Source organism: Streptomyces sp. NPDC059008, from assembly GCF_042749045.1.
Classification (GTDB): Bacteria; Actinomycetota; Actinomycetes; order Streptomycetales; family Streptomycetaceae; genus Streptomyces.
Window position 1 is genome coordinate 117913 of the sequence record NZ_JBHYJC010000001.1, and the last position, 22989, is coordinate 140901.

Genomic DNA, 22989 nt, shown 5'->3' on the forward strand with positions numbered 1-22989 from the left:
CCCGGCGTGGGGCAGCCGCGGGGGGGCCGGATCTACGAGCTGGGGGCCCGCCGCCACACCGGCGCACGGGGGGGGCCGGACCGGCGGGAGGGGGGTCGACCCCCCTCCGGCCGGTCCGCTCGCCGTACCGCTCAGCGGTCCAGCCATGCCCGCTCCAGCTGCACACGTCCGTAGCCGGGCAGGGTGGGCAGGCCGCGCACCGGGGCGGTGGCCAGGTCGATGCCGTCGGCCATGCCCCACAGCAGGTAGCCGGACGCGTCGTGTTCGATCTGCTGCAGCCTCTTCAGCGCCTTGGCGCGCCGGTCCGCGTCCTTGGTGCCGATGGCCTCGCGGTAGGCCGCGTCGAACGCGGCGTTCTTCCAGCCGGCCTCGTTCTGGGCCGCTTCGGAGACCATCGTCTTGCTGGCGAAGAAGACGACGGAGTCGTTGGTGCCCCAGTACGTGGTGTAGAGATCGGCCTTGAGCCAGGTCTTGTCCCAGAAGGTGGCGGACTCCTGCCGGACCACGTCGATCTTCACCCCGGCCTCGCGGACCTGGGTGGCGAACAGGGTCGCGGACTCGGCCAGGCCGGGGATGTCCTCGGTGGTCAGCAGCCGGTACGTCTTCGAGGTGTCGAAGCCCGCGTCCTTCAGCAGGGACCTGGCCCTGGCCAGGTCGCGGGTGCGCTGCGGGACGGACGTGGCGTAGGCGGGGTCCCCGGTGCCGAGGATGTCGTTGGCGACGGTGCCGTAGCCGGACAGCACCTGCCTGACCATGGCCTTGCGGTCCACCGCCAGCCGCAGCGCCTGGCGCACCTTCGCGTCCGCGAAGGGGCCGCCGGACGTCCGCATGACCAGGGGCATCGCCATGTCGTCGGGGCGGCGGACGATCTGGATGTCCTTGCGCTTCTCCGCCGTGCGCGCGGCCACCGCGCCGGCGTTGGAGGCGAGGTCGATCTGCCCCTGGAGCAGCGCGTTGGACATCGCCTGCGGGGATTCGAAGATCTTGACCTCGATGGCGTCGAGGAGGACCTCGCCGCCGTACCAGTCCTCGTTGCGCACGAGCCGGGCGTTGCCGGAGCGGAACCAGTCCAGCTTGAACGGGCCGGCGCCGGGCGCCTTGCCCACCTCCTTGTCGGTGGTGCCCTTCTTGAGCACGAAGGTCGTCAGGCGGGTGAGCAGGGGCAGTTCGGCGTTGGCGTAGTCGGAGACCAGGACGACGGTGTCGGCACCCTCGGCCTTGATGTTCTCGGCCTTGATGCCGGGCAGACGGGTGGCGCCGGTGGGGGTGGCGCGCAGCCGGCGCAGCGACCAGGCCATGTCCTCGGCGGTGACCGGGCTGCCGTCGTGGAACTTCGCGCCCTTCGCGACGGTGAAGCGCCAGGTCTTCAGATCGTCCGAGGCCCGCCAGCGCGCGGCCAGCCGGGGAACGGTGTTGGTCTTGGCTCCGGGGGCGGTGAGGGTGTCGTGCACGAGGGCGATGACGAGGTAGTCGCTCTCGTTGGCCTGGGTGGCGTGCGGGTCGCGGGTGACGGCGGAGGCCCGGCCGAGGGCGCCGACCCGGAGGGTGCCGCCCCGCCGGGGCTTGCCGCCCGCGGCGCCGGCGGGGGTCTCGCCGCTTCCCGAGCACGCGGCCAGCAGCGCCGCCGCGCCTATCGCTCCACCGGCCCACAGAACTTGACGCCTGTTCATGTCCACGTTCGTCCTCGATCCGCTTCGGGGCGACTGGGGGGTGCTTAGGTTTGCCTACCCTAATGACAACCATTACCGCAAGGGGTTCGGCGCCGATGAACGGATGGTCGAATCGCGGTTCCACTTACAGAGGTGCCGGCGAAGTGGAGTGCGGTGCCTGCTTTTTGACGGACCCTCAGAGATTCAGCCAAAAACCGACCGGACCGGCCAGTAAGGGTTGCCTTGCCTAAGTCTGATGTCTAGCGTTCGGGCCGTTCGTCGGTGAACCACCGCCCCGGCCGCCCCCGCAGCGGCCGCTCCGCCCTGCCCGTCACGGATCAGCGCAGCCCTGACCGCGGCTCCCCACAGCACGCGATTCCCCCTGCCGAACGACGGAACGGAACCCATGCCATGAGCACGGCAGCCGCACCTGTCCGCCAGCTCGACGAGCACACCGTGAGCGAACTCCGCGAGGCCGCGGAGCAGATCCTCACCGAATCCGGCACCTCCACCCCCTCTCCCCGGCTCCTGCGACGGATCGAGCGGACGGCCGCCGGGTTCGGCGACGCCCTGCGGCACCACTGCCGCCCCGTCGACACCGCCGACGGCCTGTTCGTCCTGCGCGGCATCGACGTCGACGACGACGCCATCGGGCCGACGCCCGGCCACTGGGCCACCGCCGGCACCGGCGGGGCCCGCCACGACATCCAACTGCTGCTGCTCGCCACCGTGATGGGCAACCCCCTCGCCTGGAAGGGCCAGCAGGACGGCCGGTTCGTCCACAACATCGTCCCCTCGGCCGGGCACGAGAGCGAGCAGACCGGTGCCAGCAGCACCGTGCTGCTCAGCCCGCACACCGAGGACGCCTTCCACCCGGGCCGTGCACACCTGCTGATGCTCTGCTGCCTGCGCAACCACGACGCCGTCGCCACCACCGCCGCCAGCATCCGCCGGACCCGCCTCGCGGACGAGGACATCGCCGTGCTGACCCGGCCCGTGGTGCCGATCCTCCCCGACGACGCCTACACCGCCGCGCAGAGCTACGCCGAGCAGGCACCGCCCGCGGTACCCGCCCTCTTCGCGGCCGAAGCGGGCCTGACCCTGCGCTACGACCCGGCGTACACCCCGCTCGACGAGGCGGACCCGGCCTACCGGGCCGCCTACGGCCGGCTCACCGCCGAACTCGCCCGGGTGTCGGTCGCCGTGCGGCTCGCCCCCGGCGACGTCCTCGTCGTCGACAACGACCTGGTGGTGCACGGACGGGTGCCCTTCCGGGCCCGCTACGACGGCACCGACCGGTGGCTCAAACGCGCCTCGGTCCGTGTCCCCGGACGCCGCAGCCGCCCCCTGGCCGAAGCCCGTGAGCACGGATACGGTCAGGCCGCCCTCGAAGCGCACACCAGCTGACCACTCGTACGGTTTGGAGGCACCACACGATGACCGACACCTCGATCACCGCCCCCGCCGACCCCCCGATACCCGGCGACGACCGGCACCTGCGGATCCTGACCACCACCGACCTGGCCGGGATCGACATCTCCCTGAGCGACGTGGTCGCCACCGTGGAGAGCGCCTACCGCACCCTGCACGCCGGACGGTCCGACAACCCCCGCAAGCTGACCGTCAAACCACCGGACGGGCACTCGGTCTCCTACGCGATGCTGGGCCGCGACGGCTCCCGCGACGTCGTCGCGATCAAGACCTCGTACAAGCACGGCCTGGACAAGGGCCGTACCGAGCAGCACTACTACACCGCGCTCACGCTCTACGACGACGTCACCGGCCTGCCGGTGGCGATGATGGACTGCTCCCGGATCGGATCGCTGCGCACCCCGGCCGCCTCCGCGCTGCTGGCCCGCGCCTGCGCGGCGCCCGGCGCCCGCAGCGCCCTGGTCATCGGCACCGGCACCCAGGGCCGCCTGGCCCTGCCGTTCCTGCTGACCACCCTGCCGGACCTGGACCGGCTGATGCTGTCCGGCACCCACCCCGGCGGCATCGCCGCGGTCCGCGAGCGGCTGCGCGCGCACTTCCCCGACCGCGACGTGGAGGTCGTCGGCGATCTGCGGGCCGCCGCCGCGGACGCCGACGTCGTCGTCGCCACCGCCGGGCCCCACACGCCCGCCGCCGTCGAGGCCGACTGGCTGCGGCCCGGTGCGCTGGCCGTCCTGGTCGGCCACGGACTCGCCCCCTCGACACTGCACCGGGCCGACCGGGTCGTCGCCACGAGCGAGGCGCAGATGAACGTCACCGGCACCGACATGGCCGACGCCGACGGCCGACTCCCGGCGGTGGACGCCGAGTTGCCGGCCGTGCTCGCCGGCGCCGCGCTCGGCCGGGGCTCGGACAAGGAGCAGATCTTCGCGTACAACAGCGGCCTGGTCGTCACCGACATCGCCCTCGGCCACCGCTTCGCGCAGCTCGCGCTGGCGCGGGGCCTGGGAACCGAGGTGGCGCTGTGGCGGTGAGCACAGCGTCCGCCTGGCCGACGCTGCCCGCCCTGCCCGACCCCGCCACCCGGGCGGTGCTGGACAGCGGACTGCCGGCGGAACTCTCCTACGCACTCGGCGGGCCGTTCCACTTCCTGCTGCCCGACGCGTTCGACGCCAATCTGCGGGCCCTGCGCTCCGCGCTGTCGGACGCGGACGTGGCGGGCTTCGTGTACTTCGCGAAGAAGGCCAACAAGGCCGCCGTGTGGAGCGAGCGCTGCGCCGCGAACGGCGCCGGAGTCGACACCGCCTCCGTCGGCGAGCTGCAGGACGCCCTCGGGCACGGGGTCCGCGGGGAGCACCTCGTCGTCACCGGACCGGCCAAGGACGGTGCCCTGCTGCGCCTGGCGGTGCGGCAGGGCGCGCTGATCGCCGTGGACGCGCTCGACGAACTCGACGCGCTGCTCGCCATGGTGGGGCCGGACCCGGTCCGCCCGGCGCGGGTGGTGCTGCGCTGCCTGCCGCCGGCCCAGCCGCACAGCCGCTTCGGCCTGCACGACGCCGAGCTGGAGGCCGCCCTGGAGCGCTGTGCGCGAGCAGGCGGGGCGGTGCGGATGGAGGGCTTCAGCTTCCACCTGTCGGGATACGCCGTACAGCCCCGCGCCGACCTGGCCGGGCGCCTGGTCGAGCGGTGCCTCAAGGCCCGCGCCCGGGGGCTGGTGGCCGACCGGATCAGCATCGGCGGCGGCCTGGCGGTCAGCTACACCGACGCCGTCAGCTGGCGCACCTTCCTCGCCGGGCAGCACAGCGGGCACTACCACGCGGGAAGGTCCTTCACCGCCGGCGACTTCTATCCCTACCACTCCCCGGCCGCCGGAGCCGGGGCGCTGCGGGCCCTGCTCGCCGCCCGGCCCGAAGGGCACCACCGCGGCCTGGCCGAGCTGCTCAAGGACGCCGGCCTCACGCTGCTGTTGGAGCCCGGCCGCGCCCTGCTGGACAGGGCGGGCGCGACGGTGTTCCGGATCCAGGGGGCCAAGGACCGGGCGGGCTATCAGCTGCTGACCGTCGACGGCACCAGCCTGAGCCTGTCCGAGCAGTGGTTCAACAGCGAGTACCTGCCCGACCCCCACCTGCTCTCCCGCGACCCGGACGCCCCCGCCGGCATCCACCCCGCCAGCGTCGGCGCGGCCACCTGCCTGGAGTCGGACCTGCTCAGCTGGCGGAAGATCCCCTTCCCCCGCCGGCCCCGCGTCGGCGACCTGCTGGTCTACCCCAACACGGCCGGCTACCAGATGGACTCCAACGAATCGCCCTTCCACGACCTGCCGCTGCCGCCCAAGGTCGTCATCGACCACACCGAGCGCCCGCGCCCGCGCTGGCGGCTGGACCGGCAGCGCGGCTGACCCCGGACACCCCCCAGGCCCGTACACCCCCTTCGCAGGAGTACCCGAACACAGGAGTAGTCCGATGCCCGGAGCACTGTCCCGCCCCGCCGTGGTCTCCCGTATATCCGACCTCATCGGCCGCACGCCGCTGCTGGAACTGGCCCGCTCCGAGACCGGCAGCCGACTGCTGCTGAAGCTGGAGATGTTCAACCCCACCGGTACGGCGAAGATCCGGATGGCCCGCCAGATGGTGCTCGACGCCGAGGAGCGCGGCGCGCTGCGGCCCGGCGGCCGCATCGTCGAGTCGACGTCCGGCAACACCGGCCTCGGCCTCGCCGTCATCGCCGCCGAACGCGGCTACACCTTCACCGCCGTCGTCGACCACCACGCGTGTGCGGACAAGCTGCGCGCCATGAAGGCCCTGGGCACCGAACTCGTCCACGTCGCCGACGACGGCACGGGGGAACTCGCCACCGCCGCCCGGGAGGAGCTCGCCGAGGACCTCGCCCGCGGCCGGGACAACACCGTCTTCACCGAGCAGCACAACAACCCCAGCAACGGCGTCGGCTACTTCCCCGTCGCGCACGAGCTGTACGAGGCCCTCAACGGCCGGCTCGACGTGCTGATCGGCGCGGTCGGCACCGGCGGCGCGCTCTGCGGGACGGCCCGCGAACTGCGTACGCTGCTGCCGTCGTTCACCACCATCGGCGTCGAGCCCAAGGGGTCGATCGCCTTCGGCGGCCCGGCCCACGACTACTACCAGTCCGGCACCGGCACCCCCGAGGGCGCGGAGATCGGCGCCCTGGTCGACTTCCGCCTCATCGACGAGGGCGTCAAGGTCGGCGACGTCGAGGCGTTCGCCACCTGCCGGGCCGTCGCCCGCACCGGTCTGCTCATCGGCGGCTCCGCCGGCGGCGTCGTCCACGAGGCACTGGTCCGGCTACCGCAGTTGCCGCCCGGCAGCACCATGGTCGCCCTCGTCAACGACGGCGGGGAGAAGTACCTGGACACCGTCTTCAACGACACCTGGATGCACGACCGCGGCCTCCTCGACCCCGCGGCGGAGCGGGAGATCGAAGAATTGCTGAGCAAGCTCCGCGGGAGCCGCTGACCCATGCCGACCACTCTGCTGCGCGACAGCCGCGCCCTGGCCACGCTCGCCGTCCCGCTCATCCTCACCCAGCTCGCCCAAGTCGCCCTGACCACCACCGACACCGTGATGATGGGCCTGCTGGGCACCGAGGAGCTGGCGGCCGGCGGTCTGGCCCTGGTCCTGTTCAACCAGCTGCGCACCATGGGCGTCGGCCTGGTGACCGCCGTCGGCAACCAGACAGCGGCCGCCGCGGCCCGCGCCGAGCGGGCGGGCGCGGACGGGGGGGACGGGGCCGGCGGGCACGGGGAAGTCCGTGCGATCGTCCGCGCGAGCCTGGCGGTGGCCACGCTCGCCGGTCTCGCCGGCGCCGTCGTCCTGGTCCTCATCGGCCAGGGCCTGACCTGGCTCGGCCAGGACGCCGCCGTCGTCGCCCGCACCCGGACCATGCTGCTCGCGCTGGCCCCCGGGCTGCTGCCCTGCCTGTGGTTCCAGGCCGTCCGCCAGTTCACCGTCGGCATGCGCCGCCCCCAGGCCCTGCTGCGGATCACGCTGGCCTCCATAGCCGTCAACGCGGGCCTGAACTGGCTGCTGATCCACGGCGTGTGGGGGCTGCCCCGGCTGGGCCTGACCGGCATCGGCGTCGCCACGACCACCGTCCACCTGCTGTCCTTCCTCGCCCTGTACGCCTCGGCGCGCAGGGACGGGCGACTGGCCCCCCTGCTCTCGCTCCACGCGGCCGGGGCCGACGCGGCCACCGTCAAACGGCTCGTCGGCCTCGGCGTACCGATCGCCGCGACGTACGGATCGGAAGCCGGGTTCTTCTCCCTCACCGCGCTGATGGCCGGCTCCTTCGGCCCCGCCGCCCTCGCCGCGCACACCGCCGTCAACCAGCTGGTCTACATCGTCTTCCAGGTCGCCGTCGGCCTCTCCCACGCCGCGTCGATCCACGTCAGCCGGGAGCTCGCCCTCGGCCGCGCCGACGACGCGCGCCGCATCAAGAACACCGCGCTCGCCTGCGCGGCGGCCGTCATGACGCTCGTCGCCGCCGGCTATCTGACCGTGCCCCACCTCGTCCTCGCGCCGTTCCTCGACGCCGGCTCCGACCGGGCCCTGACCCTCGCCACCCAGCTGCTCCTCGTCACCGCCGTCCTGCAGTTCTTCGACTGCGCGCAGAACATCGGCGTCGGACTGCTGCGCGGACTCGACGACACCAGGAGCGGATTCCGCATCACCCTCGTCGGCTACTGGGCGGTCGGGCTGCCCGCGGCCTGGCTCCTGGCCTACCCCCTGCACCTGGACACCCTCGGCATCTGGCTCGGCCTGCTCACCGGCCTGGCCACCACCGCCGTACTCCTCCTGCGCCGCTACGACAGGCAGCTGCCCGGCCACCTGAGCCGGCGGATCCCGGCCTGATCACCCACCGTGACATCACGTGCGGTGGCGGCGCGCCTCCGTCCCCCACCCGTTGCGTCTCGGCGCGTGGAACGCCCTGCCGGATCGCAGGAAATCCGCCATCGTGGCCGGATCACCCGCACCGGCTAAGGTGCTCCCGCGAACTGTTCAGGCGTGCGATGAAGGGGAAGGTCTGACGGTGTCCGATCTGGGGCGGCTCATAGCCGGCCGGTACCGGCTGGTGGAGCGGGTGGGCCGCGGCGGCATGGGCACCGTGTGGCGGGCCGAGGACGAGCTGCTCGGCCGGCACGTCGCCGTGAAGAAGCTGCACGTCCCGCCGCATCTGCACGACGACGAGGTCCTCACGCTCCACGAGCGCACCCGCCGCGAGGCCCGCAGCGCCGCCCGGATCACCCACCCCCACGTGATCGTGGTGCACGACGTCGTCGACGACGAGGGCCTGCCCTGCATCGTGATGGAGTACATCCCCTCGGTCACGCTGAGCGACGTGGTCAAGCGGCAGGGCGCGCTGCCCCCGGGCGAGACGGCCCGGATCGGCCGCGCCATGGCCGCGGCGCTGCGCGCCGCACACGGCGTCGGAGTGCTGCACCGGGACGTCAAGCCCGCCAACGTCCTGCTCGGGCACGACGGGCGCATCGTCCTCACCGACTTCGGCATCGCCGTGGAGTCCGGCACCACCACGCTGACCAAGACCGGCGAGCTGGTCGGGTCGATCCACTACCTCGCGCCGGAACGCCTGCGGCCCGGCATCGCCGAGCCCGGCCCCGCGAGCGACCTGTGGTCCCTGGGCGCGACGCTCTACCAGGCGGTCGAGGGGCGCCACCCGTTCCAGCGGGACACCGCCATCGAGACGGCGTACGCGATCGCCGTCGACGCGTACCACCCGCCGCGCAACGCCGGCCCGCTGACCTCGGTGATCGAGGGGCTGCTGGTGAAGGAGCCGGGGCGGCGGATGGACGCGCACGAGGCCGAACGCCTCCTGGCCGACGCGGCCGGAGCGAGCGGCGGGGCCCCGTCGGGGCCCGGGATCGTCCCCACCGCCCCCGCCGCCTTCCCCTCCCCCGCCGACCCGGCCACGCGTCCGGAGCCGGTGGCGGGCCCCGTGCCCCCGGCGCACGGGGGCCGGCGCCGCCGGGCGGCGCTGTGGCTGGCGGTGGCGGCCGCGGTCGCCGCTTCCGTGACCGGCGGCACCCTGCTGTGGCCCAGGGGCGAGACCGATGCGACGGCGAGCGCGCCGTCCAAGGCCCCCGCCTCCGCCTCCAGCAGCCCGAGCCCCAGCCCCTCGCCGCCGCCACCGCTGCCCGCCGGCTACCACCTGGAGAAGGCCGGGGAGGGCTTCTCCGTGCCGGTACCGGACGGCTGGATGCCCAAGGACGTGCCCGGCGGCGAGGTCGCCTACGTCGACCCGACCCGGCTGGTGGGACTGCGGGTCGACGTCGTGGAGTTCGCGGGGTCCGATCCGGTGCGGCACTGGGAGGAGACCGAGGAGGAGCAGACCCGCCGGGACAACCCCGGCTATGAGCGGGTCCGGATGGGCCCGACGACCTTCCGCGGACGGCCCGCCGGGTACTGGGAGTTCACCTTCCCGGGCCAGGCCCGGGATTTCCGCGCCGTGGAGCTGTCCTTCAGCGGCACGGACGGCACGCAGTACGTGGTCTACCTCTCCGCGCCGAACGCCCAGTGGAACCAGTACCGGACGGTCTTCGACAACGCGGTCAAGGGGATCCGGCTGCGGGCCTAGGGGCTGTGCTCCCGGGCCTTCGCGCCTGGGGCCCGGCGTCCCCGCCCCGCGCGCCGCCGGGCGGACCTCACGCCCGGACGCGCGCCTTGAGGACCTGGGTGCCGACGGCGAGCGTGACGCCCAGGAGCAGGACGTAGAAGACGCCGATCTTGTTCAGGTCGTCGAGGAAGAACCAGACCGACCCCAGACCGGTGAACCAGAACGCCACCAGCGGGAATCCGCCGGTGCGTTCGTCCTTGTAGCCGGCGGCGAGGCAGAGCGCGGCGACGACGCCCAGGACCAGGGCGATGATGACGTAGTGGGTGTCCCAGCCGACGTAGCCGCGGGCGAGCTCGGACCAGACCGCCACGGCCTCCGCCACCGGCCCCCACACCACCGCGCACGCCAGCCGCGCCGACCACAGCAGCAGCACCGCCCCCGCCACACCGGCGAGCAGGGCGACCTGGGAGAACCGGCCGACCTCGATCACGTCGGCCCGGGAGATCACCAGCGTCAGCAGACAGCCGAGCAGTGCCACCGCGCCCTCCGCCGTCGGCCGGAACACCACCCGCGCCGGGCTCCGGCGCCGGGCCGGCGGGGCCTGCCCCTCGACGGCCCCCCGCTCACCGCCGGACGGCTGCCCCTCACCTGACGGCTGCTCGCCACTGGACGGCTGCCCACCGCCGGCCGCCCGCTCACCGCCGGACGGTGCCGCGAGCGCCGCCCCGGCCGCGGGGTCGACGGTGGTGGGGGTCCGCAGCGGGACGGCCTGCGCCGCGACCGCCGCGGCGAGCGCCGTCTTCATCGCGGTGGCGTCCGCGAAGCGATCCGCCCGGTCCTTGCGCAGCGCCCGGACGATCACCTCGTCCACGGCGGGCGGCAGCTCCGGGCGCAGCCGGGAGGGCGGCACGGGTTCCGCGGCCAGATGCTGGTGCATGACGGAGAACGGCGAGTCGCCCGTGTACGGGGGCCGCCCGGTCAGCAGCTCGTACAGCAGGCAGCCCACGGCGTACAGATCCGTACGGTGGTCGGTCTCGGCGCCGTTGATCTGCTCCGGGGCCAGATAGGCGGGGGTGCCGACCGCCACTCCGGTTCCGGTCAGCCGGGTGACGGCCTCGCTGAGCGCCTTGGCGATCCCGAAGTCGACGACCTTGACCTGCCGGCCGTCGGTGAGCATGACGTTCGCGGGCTTGATGTCCCGGTGCACGATGGCGTGCCGGTGGCTGTGATCCAGGGCCGCCAGCACCTGGCCCACGATGTCGGCCGCCTGCGCCACCGGCAGCGCGCCGTCCTTCAGCACCTGGCCGAGGGTCCGGCCCGCCACGTACTCCATCACCAGGTACGGCTCGGCCGAGCCGCCCCCGGCGTCCTCACCCACGTCGTGGACGGTGGCCACACCGGGGTGGTTGAGCGCCGCCGCGGCGTGCGCCTCGCGCTGGAACCGGGCGAGGAACTCGGGCTGCAGCGCCAGCTCGGCGGAGAGGGTCTTCACCGCGACGGTACGGCGCAGCCGGCGGTCGACGGCCCGGTAGACCGTCCCCATCCCGCCCTGCCCGAGCTGCTCCACCAGCTCGTAGCGCTCCCCCAGGATTCTGTGCTCCACCGGATTCCTCCCCGGGCCGAAAACACCAACACGGCGGAAGACGGACTGGAGCGCGGCCGGGTTCCCCCTGACCAGGGGCGGTGCCGGGTCACTCGCCGATGCCGAGGAGGGCCAGCGTGATGTTGTCGGGGCCGCCCGCCTCGATGGCGGACTTCCACAGCTCGAAGGCGGCCCGGCCGTTTTCGTGGGCCCGCAGCAGGTCGTCGAGCTCGTCCTCGGGCACCAGGTCGGTCAGACCGTCGGTGCAGATCAGGTAGCGGTCGCCGGCGGTGAGCGGAGCGGTGGTGACGTGCGGGGTGATGGCGCTGAAGCGGAAGGCGCCGCCGAGCGCCTGGGTGACGAGGGAGGTGGTGCGGCGACCGGGCGGCAGGGGCGGGCTGTCGTCCACGCTGACCTGGCGCAGGCCGTCCCCGGTCGCGTCGAGCACCCTGCTGTCACCGACGTTGAAGACCAGCAGCGACTCGGCGAGGACGACCGCGCCGGCGACCGTCGTCCCCATGGTGAGCAGGTCCGGGTCGCGGCCGGCCGCGGTGTACACCGCCCGGTTGCACAGGTTCAGGGCGTCGCGGACGGCCTTCTCACTGCTGAGGGACGGGCCGAGCGCGGCCAGTTGCCGTACGGTCAGGGCGCTGGCCACCTCGCCGCCCGGCTGGCCCCCGATGCCGTCGGCGACCGCGACGACGAGCGGGGTGCCGAGCGGGAAGACCAGGGTCTGCGGGTTCTCGGTCACGGTGCCGCACAGCGTCCACGGGCCGGCGACCAGGCTGTCCTCGTTGTGGTCGCGGAGCAGGCCGGGGTGGCTGAGGGCCGTCACGGTGATGTACCGCATGGCTGGATGCGCCGCCTCTCTGCGTCGTCGGGCTCAGTCGCCCGGCTCGGTCCTCGGACCGGACGTCGGGCCGGGCGCTCCCCCGCCGCCCAGGGTGTGCCGCCGCATGAGCCGGGAGACGTCCTTGCCCGTGACGATCCCGGCCAGCCGGCCCCCGTCCACGACCAGCAGGCGGGTGCCGGTCCGCAGGGTGAGGCGTTCGAGGGCCTCGCTCAGCAGGTCGTCCGGGGCGGCGACCGCGCACTGGGACAGCGGGGTCGCCACGTCGCGCACCCGCAGCTCCTCCCGCTCGGCCGGCGGTACCACCGCGAGCCTGCGCAGTTGCACGACGCCGCTGGGGCGGCCCTCGAAGTCGAGCAGGGGGAGCGCGGAGTGGTGGGAGGGCACCGCCACCTCGTCGATGAAGCGCTGGACGGACAGCCAGTCGGCACCCGTCACCACCGGGCTGGTCATGGCGTCGGCGACCCGTATGCCGCGCAGTGCGGTGTGCAGCGTGGCCCGGCGCCGCTCCGCACCGGCGACGATCATGATGAAGAGGCCGACGAAGACGATCCACAGCCCGCCCGGCGCCCCGCGCAGCACGGAGATCCAGCCGACGGCCACCATCAGCACGCCCATGACCTGGCCGCTGCGGGAGGCCGCCAGATCGGCCCGCTCCCGGTCACCGGTGCGCCACCACAGGACCGCCTGCACCACCCGCCCGCCGTCCAGCGGCACCGCGGGCAGCAGGTTGAACACGCCCAGGAACAGATTCGCCCAGCCGAGCCAGAGCGCGACCACCGCGGGGATCTCCGCCCAGCCGGACAGCAGCTGCAGGCCGATACCCGCGCCGAGCGCGGCGCCGCCGATGACCAGGCTGGTCAGCGGGCCGCTGACGGCCACCAGGAAGGCCGCGGCGGCGGTCTTGGGCCGCCCCATCCGCGTCATCCCGCCCAGTGCCCACAGCGTGACGTCCTCGACCGAGATCTGCTTGCGGCGGGCGGTCGCGGCGTGCGCCGCCTCGTGCAGCAGCAGGCTGCCGGTGAGCAGCGCGGCTCCCACGACACCGGCGAGGGCGTAGACGGCACCCGAGCGGCCCGGGGTCCAGGCGGGCAGGGCCTGCCGCCCTAGTCCGACCGCGAACAGTCCCACCAGCAGCGGAACGCTCCAGTGCATCCGCAGTGGTACGCCGACAACCTGTCCGACCCGGACCGATCCGTTCATCGTCGTCCTCACCCACCCCAATTGTCGCTCGCGGAATCTACGCTGGACGTAATGACGGGAGCGCTGTACTGCCGGAGGTGCGTCATGGGGCACAGCCACCACTTCCACCTGGACCAGGGCGGTCACTCGATCACCGTGAACGTCGGCCCCGGCCGCGACGGGGAGATCGAGGTGCTGGTCAACGGCAAGGTGATCGCCTACCAGAGGCAGCACGGTCCGGGGATGAACGTCCTGGCCGGCGAGCTGCCCGACCAGCCCGCCCACCCCTTCCGCGTCCTGCTCCGCCAGCCGCACCTCGTCCCGTCCGTGCCCCGCTGCACGCTGGAGCTGGACGGCGTGGAGCAGCCGATGCCGGAGCGGCTGGTGCTCTGAGGAGGGGTCGGTGCTCTGCGGAAGGGTTGGGCCACCCGGCTGATTCTCGGCTTCGAGCGTTTTATTCCCTGCGGGTTGAACGACGATGCGGATGGACAACGGCAGCACGATACGTCTGGCATCGAAACGATGAACAGGCGAGGAGCACCGTGAGAAGAATTGCGCAGGCGGGAAGTGTCATCGGGGCATGCGGACTGGTGCTGTTCGGGGCCGGGGCCGCGCAGGCCGTGACCGTCCCGGGCGAATCCCTGTTGTCGGCCGTGGCGGGCGCGGACGTCGGCACCGTCACCGGCATGATCTCCGGGGTGGTCTGCAACAACCGCCTCGCCGACTTCAATTACAAGTCGCCGGTGCGCAAGGCGCCGCACCCCTGCATCAACGGCCCGGTACGCAGCGGCAACAGCAAGAACAGCGGCAATTTCATCAACCGCGGCAACCCGAACAACAGCGGCAACCTGTCCAGCACCAACGGCTCCACCAACAGCGCCAATTCGGTCGAGGGCGCCTCGCAGGGCAGCGGCAACCACATCCAGAAGATCCTCGGCCTGCACCACTGAGACCGAGCGGGCACGCTCCCGGCGGGCCCGGCAAAGCGGCCCCGCTCCCGGTACGTTCCGGGAGCGGGGCCGCCTCGCGCGAGCGTCAGAAGTGCGTGGAGCTGCTGCCCCGTCCGATGTGCTGGACGTCGTTGCTGGTCTTGTTCTCGGCGCCGGTGGTGCCGCCGGCGTCGTCGTTGGTGTTGCCGTTGACGTTGGTCGGGCTGCCGCTGTTGTTCGGGTTGCCCTTGAGGTCGACGTTCTGTGCGTACTTGACGTTGCCGCTGTTCACCGGCCCGTTGACACAGATCTTGGCCCGGGGACCGCAGCGGAGGACGGCGTGGAAGCTGGCGATGGTGTCGCTGTTCCACACCCCGTCGCCGTACCCGTCGAACCCGTCCCAGGCCTGTGCCGGCGACGCCCCACCGACGGCCAGGAGCAGGCCGCAAGCTCCTGCGATCACATATTTGACGCGTGCCATGTTCTTCACTGTGTGCTCCTGCACCTCGCGGTTTGGTCACCCGCGGACTTGCTACCGGGCGGGCCGGTCTCCACCAAGCCTGAGGAACGGCCCGTTGCCCGTATTCACCCTCTCCGACCACCGGATTCACCATGACGGCCCTCCGGTTGGTCAGGGACCGGCGACCGGCCGCCCCGTTCAGGCCCGCAGCTGGTGCCCCGGGTAGAGGTGGTCCGGGCCCTCGGGCAGCCGGTGCTCGTTGTGCTCCTGTCGGGTCCCGGCGCCGTCGGGGGTGTCCTTGCGTGCGGAGGTTCCGGTACGTGCGGCGGAGTCGCTGCGCTCGGCGGTCACGGTGCGCTCGTCGGTCTCCGTGCGTTCGGCGGTCTCCGTGCGCTCAGTGCGCTCGTCGCTCTCGCTCCGTTCGTCGCTCTCGCTCCGTTCGTCGCTCTCGCTGCGTTCGGCGCTCTCGCGGCGGCACTCCCGCCGTTGTCCACCATCCCTGCCGTCCCTGCCGTCCCTGCCGTCTCTGCCGTCTCTACCGGCGTTCGCGGGGGACTGCTGGGTGGTGCGGGTGGCGGCGTGGCCGCAGTTGGGCCAGGCGGACAGGCCCTGGTCGCGGACGATGCGCCGGCCGATGGCGATCTGTTCGGCGCGGGTGGCGAGGTCGGCCCGCGGGGCGTAGCGGCGGCCGCCGTAGGCGCGCCAGGTGCTGAGGGCGATCTGCAGGCCCCCGTGGTAGCCGTTGCCGGTGTTGATGTGCCAGCGGCCGTTGCTCTCGCAGGCGGCGATGCGCTCCCAGTCGGGCACCGGTGACCCGGACGGCACGTCCTGCGCGGCGCTCGGACCGGCCGGGCCTAAGATGCCCAGCACGGCCAGCAGCACGGACAGGACCGATTCGGCGGACCGCTTGGCGAGGGGCGACGGCATCACGGGCATCCTCCGCAGTGCTCCGGCAGCGCCACGGCGCAGTGCACGCCACGACGATGGGCACACACCAACTAACCCGGAAATATGGTTTTCTGCATGCCGGGAGAGCGCGACATGCGGGCGATTCACCCGGCTGGGCCATTGCCTGAGCCGTCGCCCCGATAGAACGTCAAGGACCGAATTCAGGCCACCACTGGGGAATTGACGGCGGTACGGTCGCGGACTCGGCCGGAAACGGACAATTACGTGACCGAATAGGCGAAGGACGGGGTGAGCGGAAGCGGTTCGGGGGTCGCCACGGCGAACTCGTAAGCGGCCGAGAAGGCGAAGTTCCTTACCGAGACCCGGACTTCGAGCCCCAGGGGATCGGGCACCGTGACCGTACCGTGGTCGGCGGCGAAACCCGCCTCGATGCGCTCGGGGGACACGGACAGACCGCGGCCCACGGCCTGCATGGCGGCGTCCTTGCGCACCCAGAAGCGGGTGATCAGACGCTCCCGCTCGTCGGCGGGGCAGCTCGCCGCCAGCTGCGACTCCCGGGCCGTCAGCACCTCGTACGGGGTGTCGGGCGGGCAGCTGTCACGGCGGACGGATTCCACCGAGAACCCCATCTGGCGGGCGTCGTCACCGCACGCCACGACCAGCAGGCCACGGGTGCCGTACAGCTCCCAGTGGCCGGCGGCGGCCATCGCGGTGCTCACCCGGTCGGGGAGCCTGGCCAGCAGCCAGCGGCGGGAGGCGGTGTCGAGGGTGGCTCTGGAATGGCCGTTCAGGCCCAGGCAGTTGTCCGGGGACAGCGTGCCCTTGGTGCCGCCGCGCGGGGAGGACGCGGCGGAGGGGGAACCCACGGGGACGACGAACATGGGCACGGGGGTGGCCGCCACGCCCGGGTGCGGATGCGGGTACGGTCGAGCGGGCGGCCCCGCGGGAGTGAGGGATGCGGGGCGGGCCGGGGCCCGGTGGTGCGGGTAGTGCTGGTGGTGCCGGTGGTCAGAAGCGTCCTGGTCAAGGTGCTCCGGACAGAGTTCGAGAAGAGCGGCGTTCGTTTCCACGTACTTTCCGTCCTCCACAGTTGAACGGTGCCAAGGCCGCACTGGGAGAGTGGCGGCCCGTCATACAGATGGTGTCTCCCCCTTTTTCGCCTACATCGATCGATACAGACAGCCCAAGGTTTGCAGATCCTCCGGAGCCTGCGGGTCATCCCTCCTGCTGATGTACGGCTACATACTTCGATGTACGGGAGACCGCCCCAAATTCGGGCGCCAGGGCCAAGAGAACGGGCAGCGCGCCGAAGTACTGTCCTGGTGTGTGGTTACGCCCTTTCACAAGTACGCACGCACGCCGCCGGCCCATACCGCTCCGTGACCTCAGAATGGCGGTGGGTTTCTTCGCCGGCTGTCTGATTCTGTATGTCCTGGGCGGCCCCCGGGTCATGGGCAGCGACATACCCGCCTGGCAGGCGGTCCTGCCGGTGCTCGTGCTGTGTACGGCGACGGCGTTCCGCAGCGCGCTGCCGCCGCTGGCGGTCGCCGTCGGCACCGTCACCGTCACCGTGGAGATGACCTCCAGCGGCGGCCTGGGACCCGTGCTCATCTATACGGACCTCCTCTACGCGGCCGCCCTCTACGGCGCCCAGTGGCTGTGCCGGGTCCTGCAGTTCGGCACCGTGGCCGTCACCATCGCCACCACCGTCACCCTGGTCGCCATCAGCGACCGCTCGGAGGGGGTGACGACCGGCGTCATCGTCGCGATGCTGCTCATCTCCCCGGTATGGACCGGGCTGTTGATAAGGAACCACAAGGAACGTGCCGACGCCGAGCGCGAACGCGCCGCGCAGATCAACCGGCTGGCGGAGCTGGACCGCAAGACCGTCCTGCAGACCGAGCGCACCCGTATGGCCCGTGAGCTGCACGACCTGGTGGCCAACCACCTCAGCGCGATCGCGATCCACTCCAGCGCGGTGCTGTCCCTGACGGAGGCCAAGCGGGCGGCGGAGACGGCGGCCGAGGCCGACGGCGTCGCGGCAGGGACGTCCACCGTGCGGCTCAAGGCCGACGACGACCCGATACTGCAGGCCCTGGCCGTGATCCGAGAGAACAGCGTGCAGGGACTGGCCGAAATGCGGCGCATGGTGGTGCTGCTGCGCTCCGACCGCGGCGTGGACGACGACTGGGACCGCCCGCAGCTCAACGCCCTGGGCGCGCTGGTCGAACAGGCCCGCCCGGCCGCCGACGCCGCGGCCCTGACGCTGGACACCGAATTCCCCGACCAGTTCCCCGAGGTGTCCTCGGTCATCGAGGTGACGGCGTACCGCATCGTGCAGGAGGCCCTGACCAACGTCCTCAAGCACGCCTCGGCGGGGCGGGTACGGATCCGCTGCCAGGCCGGCGCCGAACAACTCACGATCACCGTCGACAGCCCGCTGGCCCGCCCCGACCCCCGGACCCGGCAGCACCCCGTGGAGCGGCTGGCCAGGGGCGCCGGAGCCGGCCTCACCGGCATGTCCGAACGGGCCGCCCTGGTCGGCGGCGTCTTCGACGCGGGCCCGGACCGCACCGCCCCCGGCCGCTGGCGGGTACGGGCGGTACTGCCACTGACCCAGAACTCCTAGGGCAGCCCATGAACTCCTAGGGCAGCCCATGGACCAACACAGATCGACTCCCGGAGCGGAACCACTCCGGGTACCAGCACGGGGGCGGTGAGGACGAGAGGTGGAGCAGCAAGTGGAGGAGCCGGTGGACGAGTTAGTGAACGCCTACGCGACGAACGGCCCGACGGCAGGACCCGCGCCTGTCACGGCCGCCGAGCCGATGCCGGCGCCCGCGCCGATGACATCCGCCGCGCCGACGCCGGCCGCCGAGCCGCCGTCGTACCCCACCCCGCCCATCCGCGTCCTGGTGGCCGACGACCAGGCCGCCGTACGCTCCGGACTGGTCCTGGTCCTGCAGACCGCCCCGGACATCACGGTCGTCGGCGAGGCCGGCGACGGCGAGACGGCGGTCCGCATGGCCGCCGAACTCCGCCCCGACGTCGTCCTCATGGACGTCCAGATGCCCCAGCTCAACGGTGTCGCCGCAACCCGCCGCATCGTCGAGCGCGGCCTCGCCGAGGTCCTGGTCCTGACCACCTTCGACCTCAACGAATACATCTTCGGCGCCTTACGTGCCGGAGCCGGCGGCTTCATCCTCAAGAACGCCGAGCCCGCCGTCCTGGTCGGCGCCGTACGCGAAGTGGCCCACGGCGACGGCTTCCTCACCCCCGCGATCGCCCGCCGCCTGATCACCGAGTTCGCGGACCGCCCCCCGTCGGCCTGCCCCGGCCCCGGCCCCACCCTCCCCGAAGGCTCCGCCCAGGCCCTGGCCACCCTCACCAAACGCGAACTGGAGGTCCTGGCCTGCATCTCCCAGGGCCTGGCCAACAGCGCCATCGCAGAAACCCTCAACCTGGCCGAGGGCACGGTAAAAACCCACACAAGCCGGATCCTGTCCAAACTCAACCTACGAAGCCGCGTCCAGGCAGCGATCCTGGCGCAGCAGTGCGGGGTGGGGGTTCGGGGGTAGTGGGGGTGAAGGGGTGGGCTGTGGGCGGGCCCTCACTGCCCTATTCCGGCCCGACTGGGCAGGCGCAGATCACCGTGTAGGCCGTCCCGGTAGCCGGATCCACCACCATCACGCATCCTGAGCACCGTCGGCGTCGCCGTTGGCTCCCCCACTTGCTCCCAGGCCGCCGAGGATGACTGCCGGCGTCGACGGCCTTCCGGTACGCACTCACCGTCGCCGCGTGCTGCGGATTGATCCATTCGCTCATGTCGGCCTCTCCTCCGCTCCCCCAACGACGGTAGAGCCGTTGGGGGAGCGGGCACAGGGGGTCGGATCAGTTGGGCCCGGTGTTCGAGCAGTCGGCACCGCACCCGGCAGGTGGCGGCTCGGAATGCTCGCAGGTCGCCGCTACGGAAATCGTGCCGTCGGTCGGGCCGGCCCACAGTTCCGGATCGGGAACGTACCCGGCGGCCCGGATCGCGTCCTGGGTCCGGGCGAGGGCTCCGGGGTCGTGACGCTCGGGACCCGGGGGTTCCGGCACATGGTGCACGAACAGACCGAGCTTGCGCGCAAGATCAGCCTTTACGCGGGTGTGCAGAATCAGGGCATGCCATCCCTCGTCGACCACGCGGGACGGCTTGAGGCGCAGGCGCGGCCGTTGGGCGCAGGCGGCTTCGAACTTGATCGCCTCGACAACGATGCGTTCGGCGGTGGCACGGTCCATGCCGGGGTTGTTGGTTAACACCGTCTGAGTAATGCCTGCGAAAGCGGGTGGAGTGACCAGGTCGCGGGGGTCGGGGGGCGCCTGCACGTGCTCTTCGGGGCGGCCGTCGCGCTCCCCAGCCTCGCCCATTTCCGGACCGTCATCGCCCAGCACGGACAGACGCGCACCCCTGCTCTCCGCCACCCGCCGCACATCGACCAGCGATGCGGTCAACTCGACTGCCAGCAGGTGAATTTCGCCCGGCGTCCAGGTGCGGGCGTCCAGGACACGGCGCGCTTCCTCGATCAGTTCGGCGGCCAAGTCGAGTTGCACCAGCTCCATTTCATCGGCAAGACGGGACACGAACCCCGACCCGTCCCCCACCAGGAAGCACGGGTTTCCATCCGGGCGCTGCCACGGCAGGAGTCGCGTGGTGCCAGTGGGACTCATCGGCCCGCCACCTCCACACGGTGCATGCGGCGCGGCCCGGCGTCGATCCCATGCCCCGCAAGCCACAGCGCCCGCCCCCGCCCACGCTGCAACCGTCGTTCTCGTCGTTCCTCCGGCGTGAGGACGTAGGGCCGGATCAGGCCCGTGTCCTCGCCCCGCAGCAACCCGGTCCACTCGCCGGGCACGCGGGGAGCCATGAAGGTCGATGTCGATGTCGCCCCACGCCTCACGCCGGGCAGAGAGCCAACGGACCGGTGACGCCCTCGCGCGGGCAATAACAGCCGGACCAGCGGTTCGAAGATCCTGGCGATAGTCTTCGCCATGTCGTCAACCTCCCAGGGGTTGATGGCCACGCCCCCGGACGTTGGCGCGTCGCGGGGGTCTTGCTTGCCTGCGGTGACTCAGGGCGTACGCGAAGCCCTCAAGCCGGATCAGCCAGTCACCTCGCGACCTCCGGGCGCAGGGGCCCGAGGTACATACGCACAGGAGCCGAGGGCTTCCACAAGCGAGGCGAGTAGCGATGCGCCGTCCGCGCGCGACAGAACGAGGTCAACAGCGCCGCAGTGCTCATCGACGGAGTACAGGGCCAGCGGAACGCGGATCTCCCCTGTAACGGAGTCGATGACGTGCGGATCATCCCGGCAGGTCGATGCGTGCACTCGGGTGCCCAGATGCTTGTCCATGTGTCACCCCGTTCGGTTGGCGCGGAGGCAGGTGCGTCACCGTAGGGGCCCGTGCAACAAAGAAGGGGGACAGTCCGTCCCCCTGTCCCTGCTTGTCCCCCTGGTTAGACGGTACGGACTCCGACGGCCTCAGCCAGCCGGCCGGCTTCCTTGCGCATCGCGCGCGGCGCGGAGCGCCACAAGTCGGCGGCCACGACGCGGGCGGACGGGGTGTAGGTGACGGTCTCCGCGCCGATCTGGTGGGCCTTCTGCATCACATGCAGCGCGGCGGTCCGGTCGCCACGCTGGAGGTGCCCTCGGGCGACTTCCACCCACAGCCGTGCGCGCCGCTCGCGGGAGGGCATCACGTCGGGGTCGAGGTCGTCAGCGAGTCCAAGAGCCTTCTGCGCCTTGCGCAGATCAGTCGCGACGCTGACCGCGTGGAAGTCGACGTTGGCCCGACCGAACACCGTGGAGGGATGGACGTACGAAGCGGGCAGGGACTTCGCCACTTGGTCGCCCTTGTCCCAGTACCGCCACGCGTCGCCCTCACGCCCCTCCCGCGCCACCGTCACCGCGGCATGCAGCTGAAGCGCACCGTAGATGCCGCGCCAGTCGTCCGGAGCGCCATCGAGGTGCGGCCGGATGAGATCGCCGGCCTCGGCGACGATGCGCAACGCTTCCTCGGGATACGAGGTCTCGCGCAGGATGTTGCCCATGTTCCATGCCGCAGCGGCTATGGCAGCAGGCTGATCGGCGTCCTGAGCCGTGGACAGGGCGCGGTCGGCAACGACCCACGCCAGCTCGGCGGGGGCCACGTAGGCGGTGGCTTGACCCGTGAGCCGGTACACGTCGGACAGTGCCACCAGGGCGGCACGACGCTGCTCACCCTCATGAGCCCGCACGGCGTCTTCGCCGTCGCGGATGAGCGCAGGCAGCAAGGCCCCTACCTCAGTGCGGTTGCGATCGGACGTGTGCCACAGCCGCCACGTCTGGTCGACACGGCCTTGCAGCACCGCCGGCTCGGGGGGACCCGTGACCGCCGCAGTCAGAGAGCGGTTCATCACCGCAGCCAAGATCTCAGGCATCACCGGATGGTTCATCCTGCCGAGCGAGACCAGCTGCGCGGGACCTCCCTCACTGCCCCCGGTGAGAACGGCTAGGTCAGAGACCTGAAGCGCCGCCCCAAGACGCAACAGCAGTGAATGCGAACGGAGTTCACGCTCCCCCGTCTCGATCTTCTTCAGCCAGTCAGGGCCTCTCCCACAGAGATTGGCGAGCGTGGCACGCGTCATGCCACGCGACTCCCGAAGAACCCTGATCCGCTCGCCGGTGCTGAGCTCGTCTGACAGATCCATGCATGCCCCCTCGGTGGCGTGGCCGTCCTAGCCAGAGTACGGCTGGGAAGGAGGCGCGGGCAGGTGCATGCTGCTTGGCCTTGCTGCCGCCCAGTGAGGGCCGTGGGCGCGCTCACCTAGGCAAATGAGCGGCTGCGGATTACTGCGGCTACGGATGCCGACACACCCAGGACTTCAGGGCGGGGCATCCTCAGTAATAGTCCACGCCTGCTACAAGTACTGATGTGAAGTACATGGGAAGTCCGTCCAATTCACGGGGCACGTCTTGACCGGTTTCGCGGGTAAAGGCCAGCGTGACTTCCGGAATCACGGGGTTCTCCGGGTCGCTCTCGTCAACCCTGCGACCTCGCTCAGCCTGTTGCCGCAACACTTCGCGAGCCGGAGTGCGAAAAACGTCAGCGCCTTCGAGCAGGACCCGTACATCCGGTGAATCTTCTTCAAAGCGCCACAGCTCGATAGCAGTAACGGTTTCTCCATCTTCGAGGTGAGCAAGAATATCCATGCTGCGATAATCCACACGAATTTTCACAGTGGATGTATGAGCATAAGGCCCTGACACGCTCGGGGTTCCCCAATCGGAGATCACTTCCAGCGCCTGCTCGTATCCCATTCCGATCCACAGTGCGGAAACACCATTCGGCGGGTCGAGGATGAAGTCCAT

20 protein-coding genes are annotated in these 22989 nt (G+C 71.6%); 10 read left to right on the plus strand and 10 right to left on the minus strand.

Annotated elements, in window-relative coordinates:
* Positions 1–131: 131 nt before the first annotated feature.
* Entirely contained in the window at positions 132–1670 is a 1539-nt protein-coding gene (locus tag ACFWZH_RS00565) for an ABC transporter substrate-binding protein (protein ID WP_384424070.1), read from the minus strand.
* 390 nt (positions 1671–2060) lie between these two features.
* Between ACFWZH_RS00565 and ACFWZH_RS00570 the strand changes: the two genes are divergently transcribed.
* The 6 genes from ACFWZH_RS00570 (at position 2061) to ACFWZH_RS00595 (ending at position 9707) form a co-directional block, all read left to right on the plus strand.
* Positions 2061–3056, plus strand: coding sequence for a TauD/TfdA family dioxygenase (locus ACFWZH_RS00570; protein WP_384424071.1), 996 nt, complete (start codon positions 2061–2063; stop codon positions 3054–3056).
* Between the two features lie 29 nt (positions 3057–3085).
* Positions 3086–4114: an ornithine cyclodeaminase family protein gene (locus ACFWZH_RS00575; RefSeq protein WP_384424072.1), complete on the plus strand. Its 1029-nt coding sequence runs from the start codon at positions 3086–3088 to the stop codon at positions 4112–4114.
* Positions 4105–5478, plus strand: a complete 1374-nt coding sequence (locus ACFWZH_RS00580) for a Y4yA family PLP-dependent enzyme (protein WP_384424073.1) — start codon at positions 4105–4107, stop codon at positions 5476–5478. The genes ACFWZH_RS00575 and ACFWZH_RS00580 overlap by 10 nt, the downstream gene beginning before the upstream one ends.
* 64 nt (positions 5479–5542) lie before the next feature.
* Positions 5543–6571 (plus strand): cysteine synthase family protein, encoded by a 1029-nt coding sequence (locus tag ACFWZH_RS00585; RefSeq protein ID WP_384424074.1) that lies wholly within the window; start codon positions 5543–5545, stop codon positions 6569–6571.
* Between the two features lie 3 nt (positions 6572–6574).
* The gene (locus ACFWZH_RS00590; RefSeq protein WP_384424075.1) at positions 6575–7966 is read left to right on the plus strand and encodes an MATE family efflux transporter; all 1392 of its coding nucleotides are present in this window, start codon (positions 6575–6577) and stop codon (positions 7964–7966) included.
* Between the two features lie 178 nt (positions 7967–8144).
* Positions 8145–9707 carry a serine/threonine-protein kinase gene (locus ACFWZH_RS00595; protein WP_384424076.1) on the plus strand — a complete coding sequence of 521 codons (1563 nt, stop codon included), beginning with the start codon at positions 8145–8147 and terminating at the stop codon, positions 9705–9707.
* Between the two features lie 67 nt (positions 9708–9774).
* On the opposite strand, the gene ACFWZH_RS00600 is transcribed toward ACFWZH_RS00595, so the two are convergent.
* The 3 genes from ACFWZH_RS00600 to ACFWZH_RS00610 form a co-directional block, all read right to left on the minus strand.
* Entirely contained in the window at positions 9775–11289 is a 1515-nt protein-coding gene (locus ACFWZH_RS00600; RefSeq protein WP_384424077.1) for a protein kinase, read from the minus strand.
* An 88-nt stretch (positions 11290–11377) separates the two neighbouring features.
* A complete protein-coding gene (locus ACFWZH_RS00605) occupies positions 11378–12118 on the minus strand; it encodes a PP2C family protein-serine/threonine phosphatase (protein WP_384424078.1) in 741 nt (246 codons plus the stop codon).
* A gap of 33 nt (positions 12119–12151) precedes the next feature.
* Positions 12152–13321, minus strand: coding sequence for a site-2 protease family protein (locus tag ACFWZH_RS00610; protein ID WP_384424598.1), 1170 nt, complete (start codon positions 13319–13321; stop codon positions 12152–12154).
* Positions 13322–13405: 84 nt separating this feature from the next.
* Between ACFWZH_RS00610 and ACFWZH_RS00615 the strand changes: the two genes are divergently transcribed.
* Together ACFWZH_RS00615 and ACFWZH_RS00620 are read left to right on the plus strand one after the other, a co-directional pair.
* A complete protein-coding gene (locus tag ACFWZH_RS00615) occupies positions 13406–13693 on the plus strand; it encodes a hypothetical protein (RefSeq protein ID WP_384424600.1) in 288 nt (95 codons plus the stop codon).
* A 149-nt stretch (positions 13694–13842) separates the two neighbouring features.
* Positions 13843–14250 (plus strand): hypothetical protein, encoded by a 408-nt coding sequence (locus ACFWZH_RS00620; RefSeq protein ID WP_384424079.1) that lies wholly within the window; start codon positions 13843–13845, stop codon positions 14248–14250.
* Between the two features lie 85 nt (positions 14251–14335).
* On the opposite strand, the gene ACFWZH_RS00625 is transcribed toward ACFWZH_RS00620, so the two are convergent.
* From ACFWZH_RS00625 to ACFWZH_RS00635, 3 genes are all read right to left on the minus strand, one after another.
* On the minus strand, positions 14336–14710 hold the full coding sequence (locus tag ACFWZH_RS00625; protein ID WP_384424080.1) for a hypothetical protein: 375 nt from the start codon (positions 14708–14710) through the stop codon (positions 14336–14338).
* A gap of 177 nt (positions 14711–14887) precedes the next feature.
* Complete coding sequence (locus ACFWZH_RS00630; RefSeq protein ID WP_384424081.1) at positions 14888–15616, minus strand: transglycosylase family protein; 729 nt, start codon at positions 15614–15616, stop codon at positions 14888–14890.
* Between the two features lie 242 nt (positions 15617–15858).
* Positions 15859–16500: a 4'-phosphopantetheinyl transferase superfamily protein gene (locus ACFWZH_RS00635; protein WP_384424082.1), complete on the minus strand. Its 642-nt coding sequence runs from the start codon at positions 16498–16500 to the stop codon at positions 15859–15861.
* A gap of 494 nt (positions 16501–16994) precedes the next feature.
* Here ACFWZH_RS00635 and ACFWZH_RS00640 point away from each other — a divergent pair, with 494 nt between their 5' ends.
* Together ACFWZH_RS00640 and ACFWZH_RS00645 are read left to right on the plus strand one after the other, a co-directional pair.
* Complete coding sequence (locus ACFWZH_RS00640) at positions 16995–18227, plus strand: sensor histidine kinase (RefSeq protein WP_384424083.1); 1233 nt, start codon at positions 16995–16997, stop codon at positions 18225–18227.
* A gap of 217 nt (positions 18228–18444) precedes the next feature.
* Positions 18445–19176, plus strand: coding sequence for a response regulator (locus ACFWZH_RS00645; RefSeq protein WP_384424602.1), 732 nt, complete (start codon positions 18445–18447; stop codon positions 19174–19176).
* Positions 19177–19489: 313 nt separating this feature from the next.
* Here ACFWZH_RS00645 and ACFWZH_RS00650 read toward each other — a convergent pair whose 3' ends face one another.
* From ACFWZH_RS00650 to ACFWZH_RS00660, 3 genes are all read right to left on the minus strand, one after another.
* The gene (locus ACFWZH_RS00650; RefSeq protein WP_384424084.1) at positions 19490–20308 is read right to left on the minus strand and encodes a hypothetical protein; all 819 of its coding nucleotides are present in this window, start codon (positions 20306–20308) and stop codon (positions 19490–19492) included.
* A 787-nt stretch (positions 20309–21095) separates the two neighbouring features.
* The gene (locus ACFWZH_RS00655; protein ID WP_384424085.1) at positions 21096–22328 is read right to left on the minus strand and encodes a multiprotein-bridging factor 1 family protein; all 1233 of its coding nucleotides are present in this window, start codon (positions 22326–22328) and stop codon (positions 21096–21098) included.
* 190 nt (positions 22329–22518) lie between these two features.
* The gene (locus ACFWZH_RS00660) at positions 22519–22989 is read right to left on the minus strand and encodes a hypothetical protein (RefSeq protein ID WP_384424086.1); all 471 of its coding nucleotides are present in this window, start codon (positions 22987–22989) and stop codon (positions 22519–22521) included.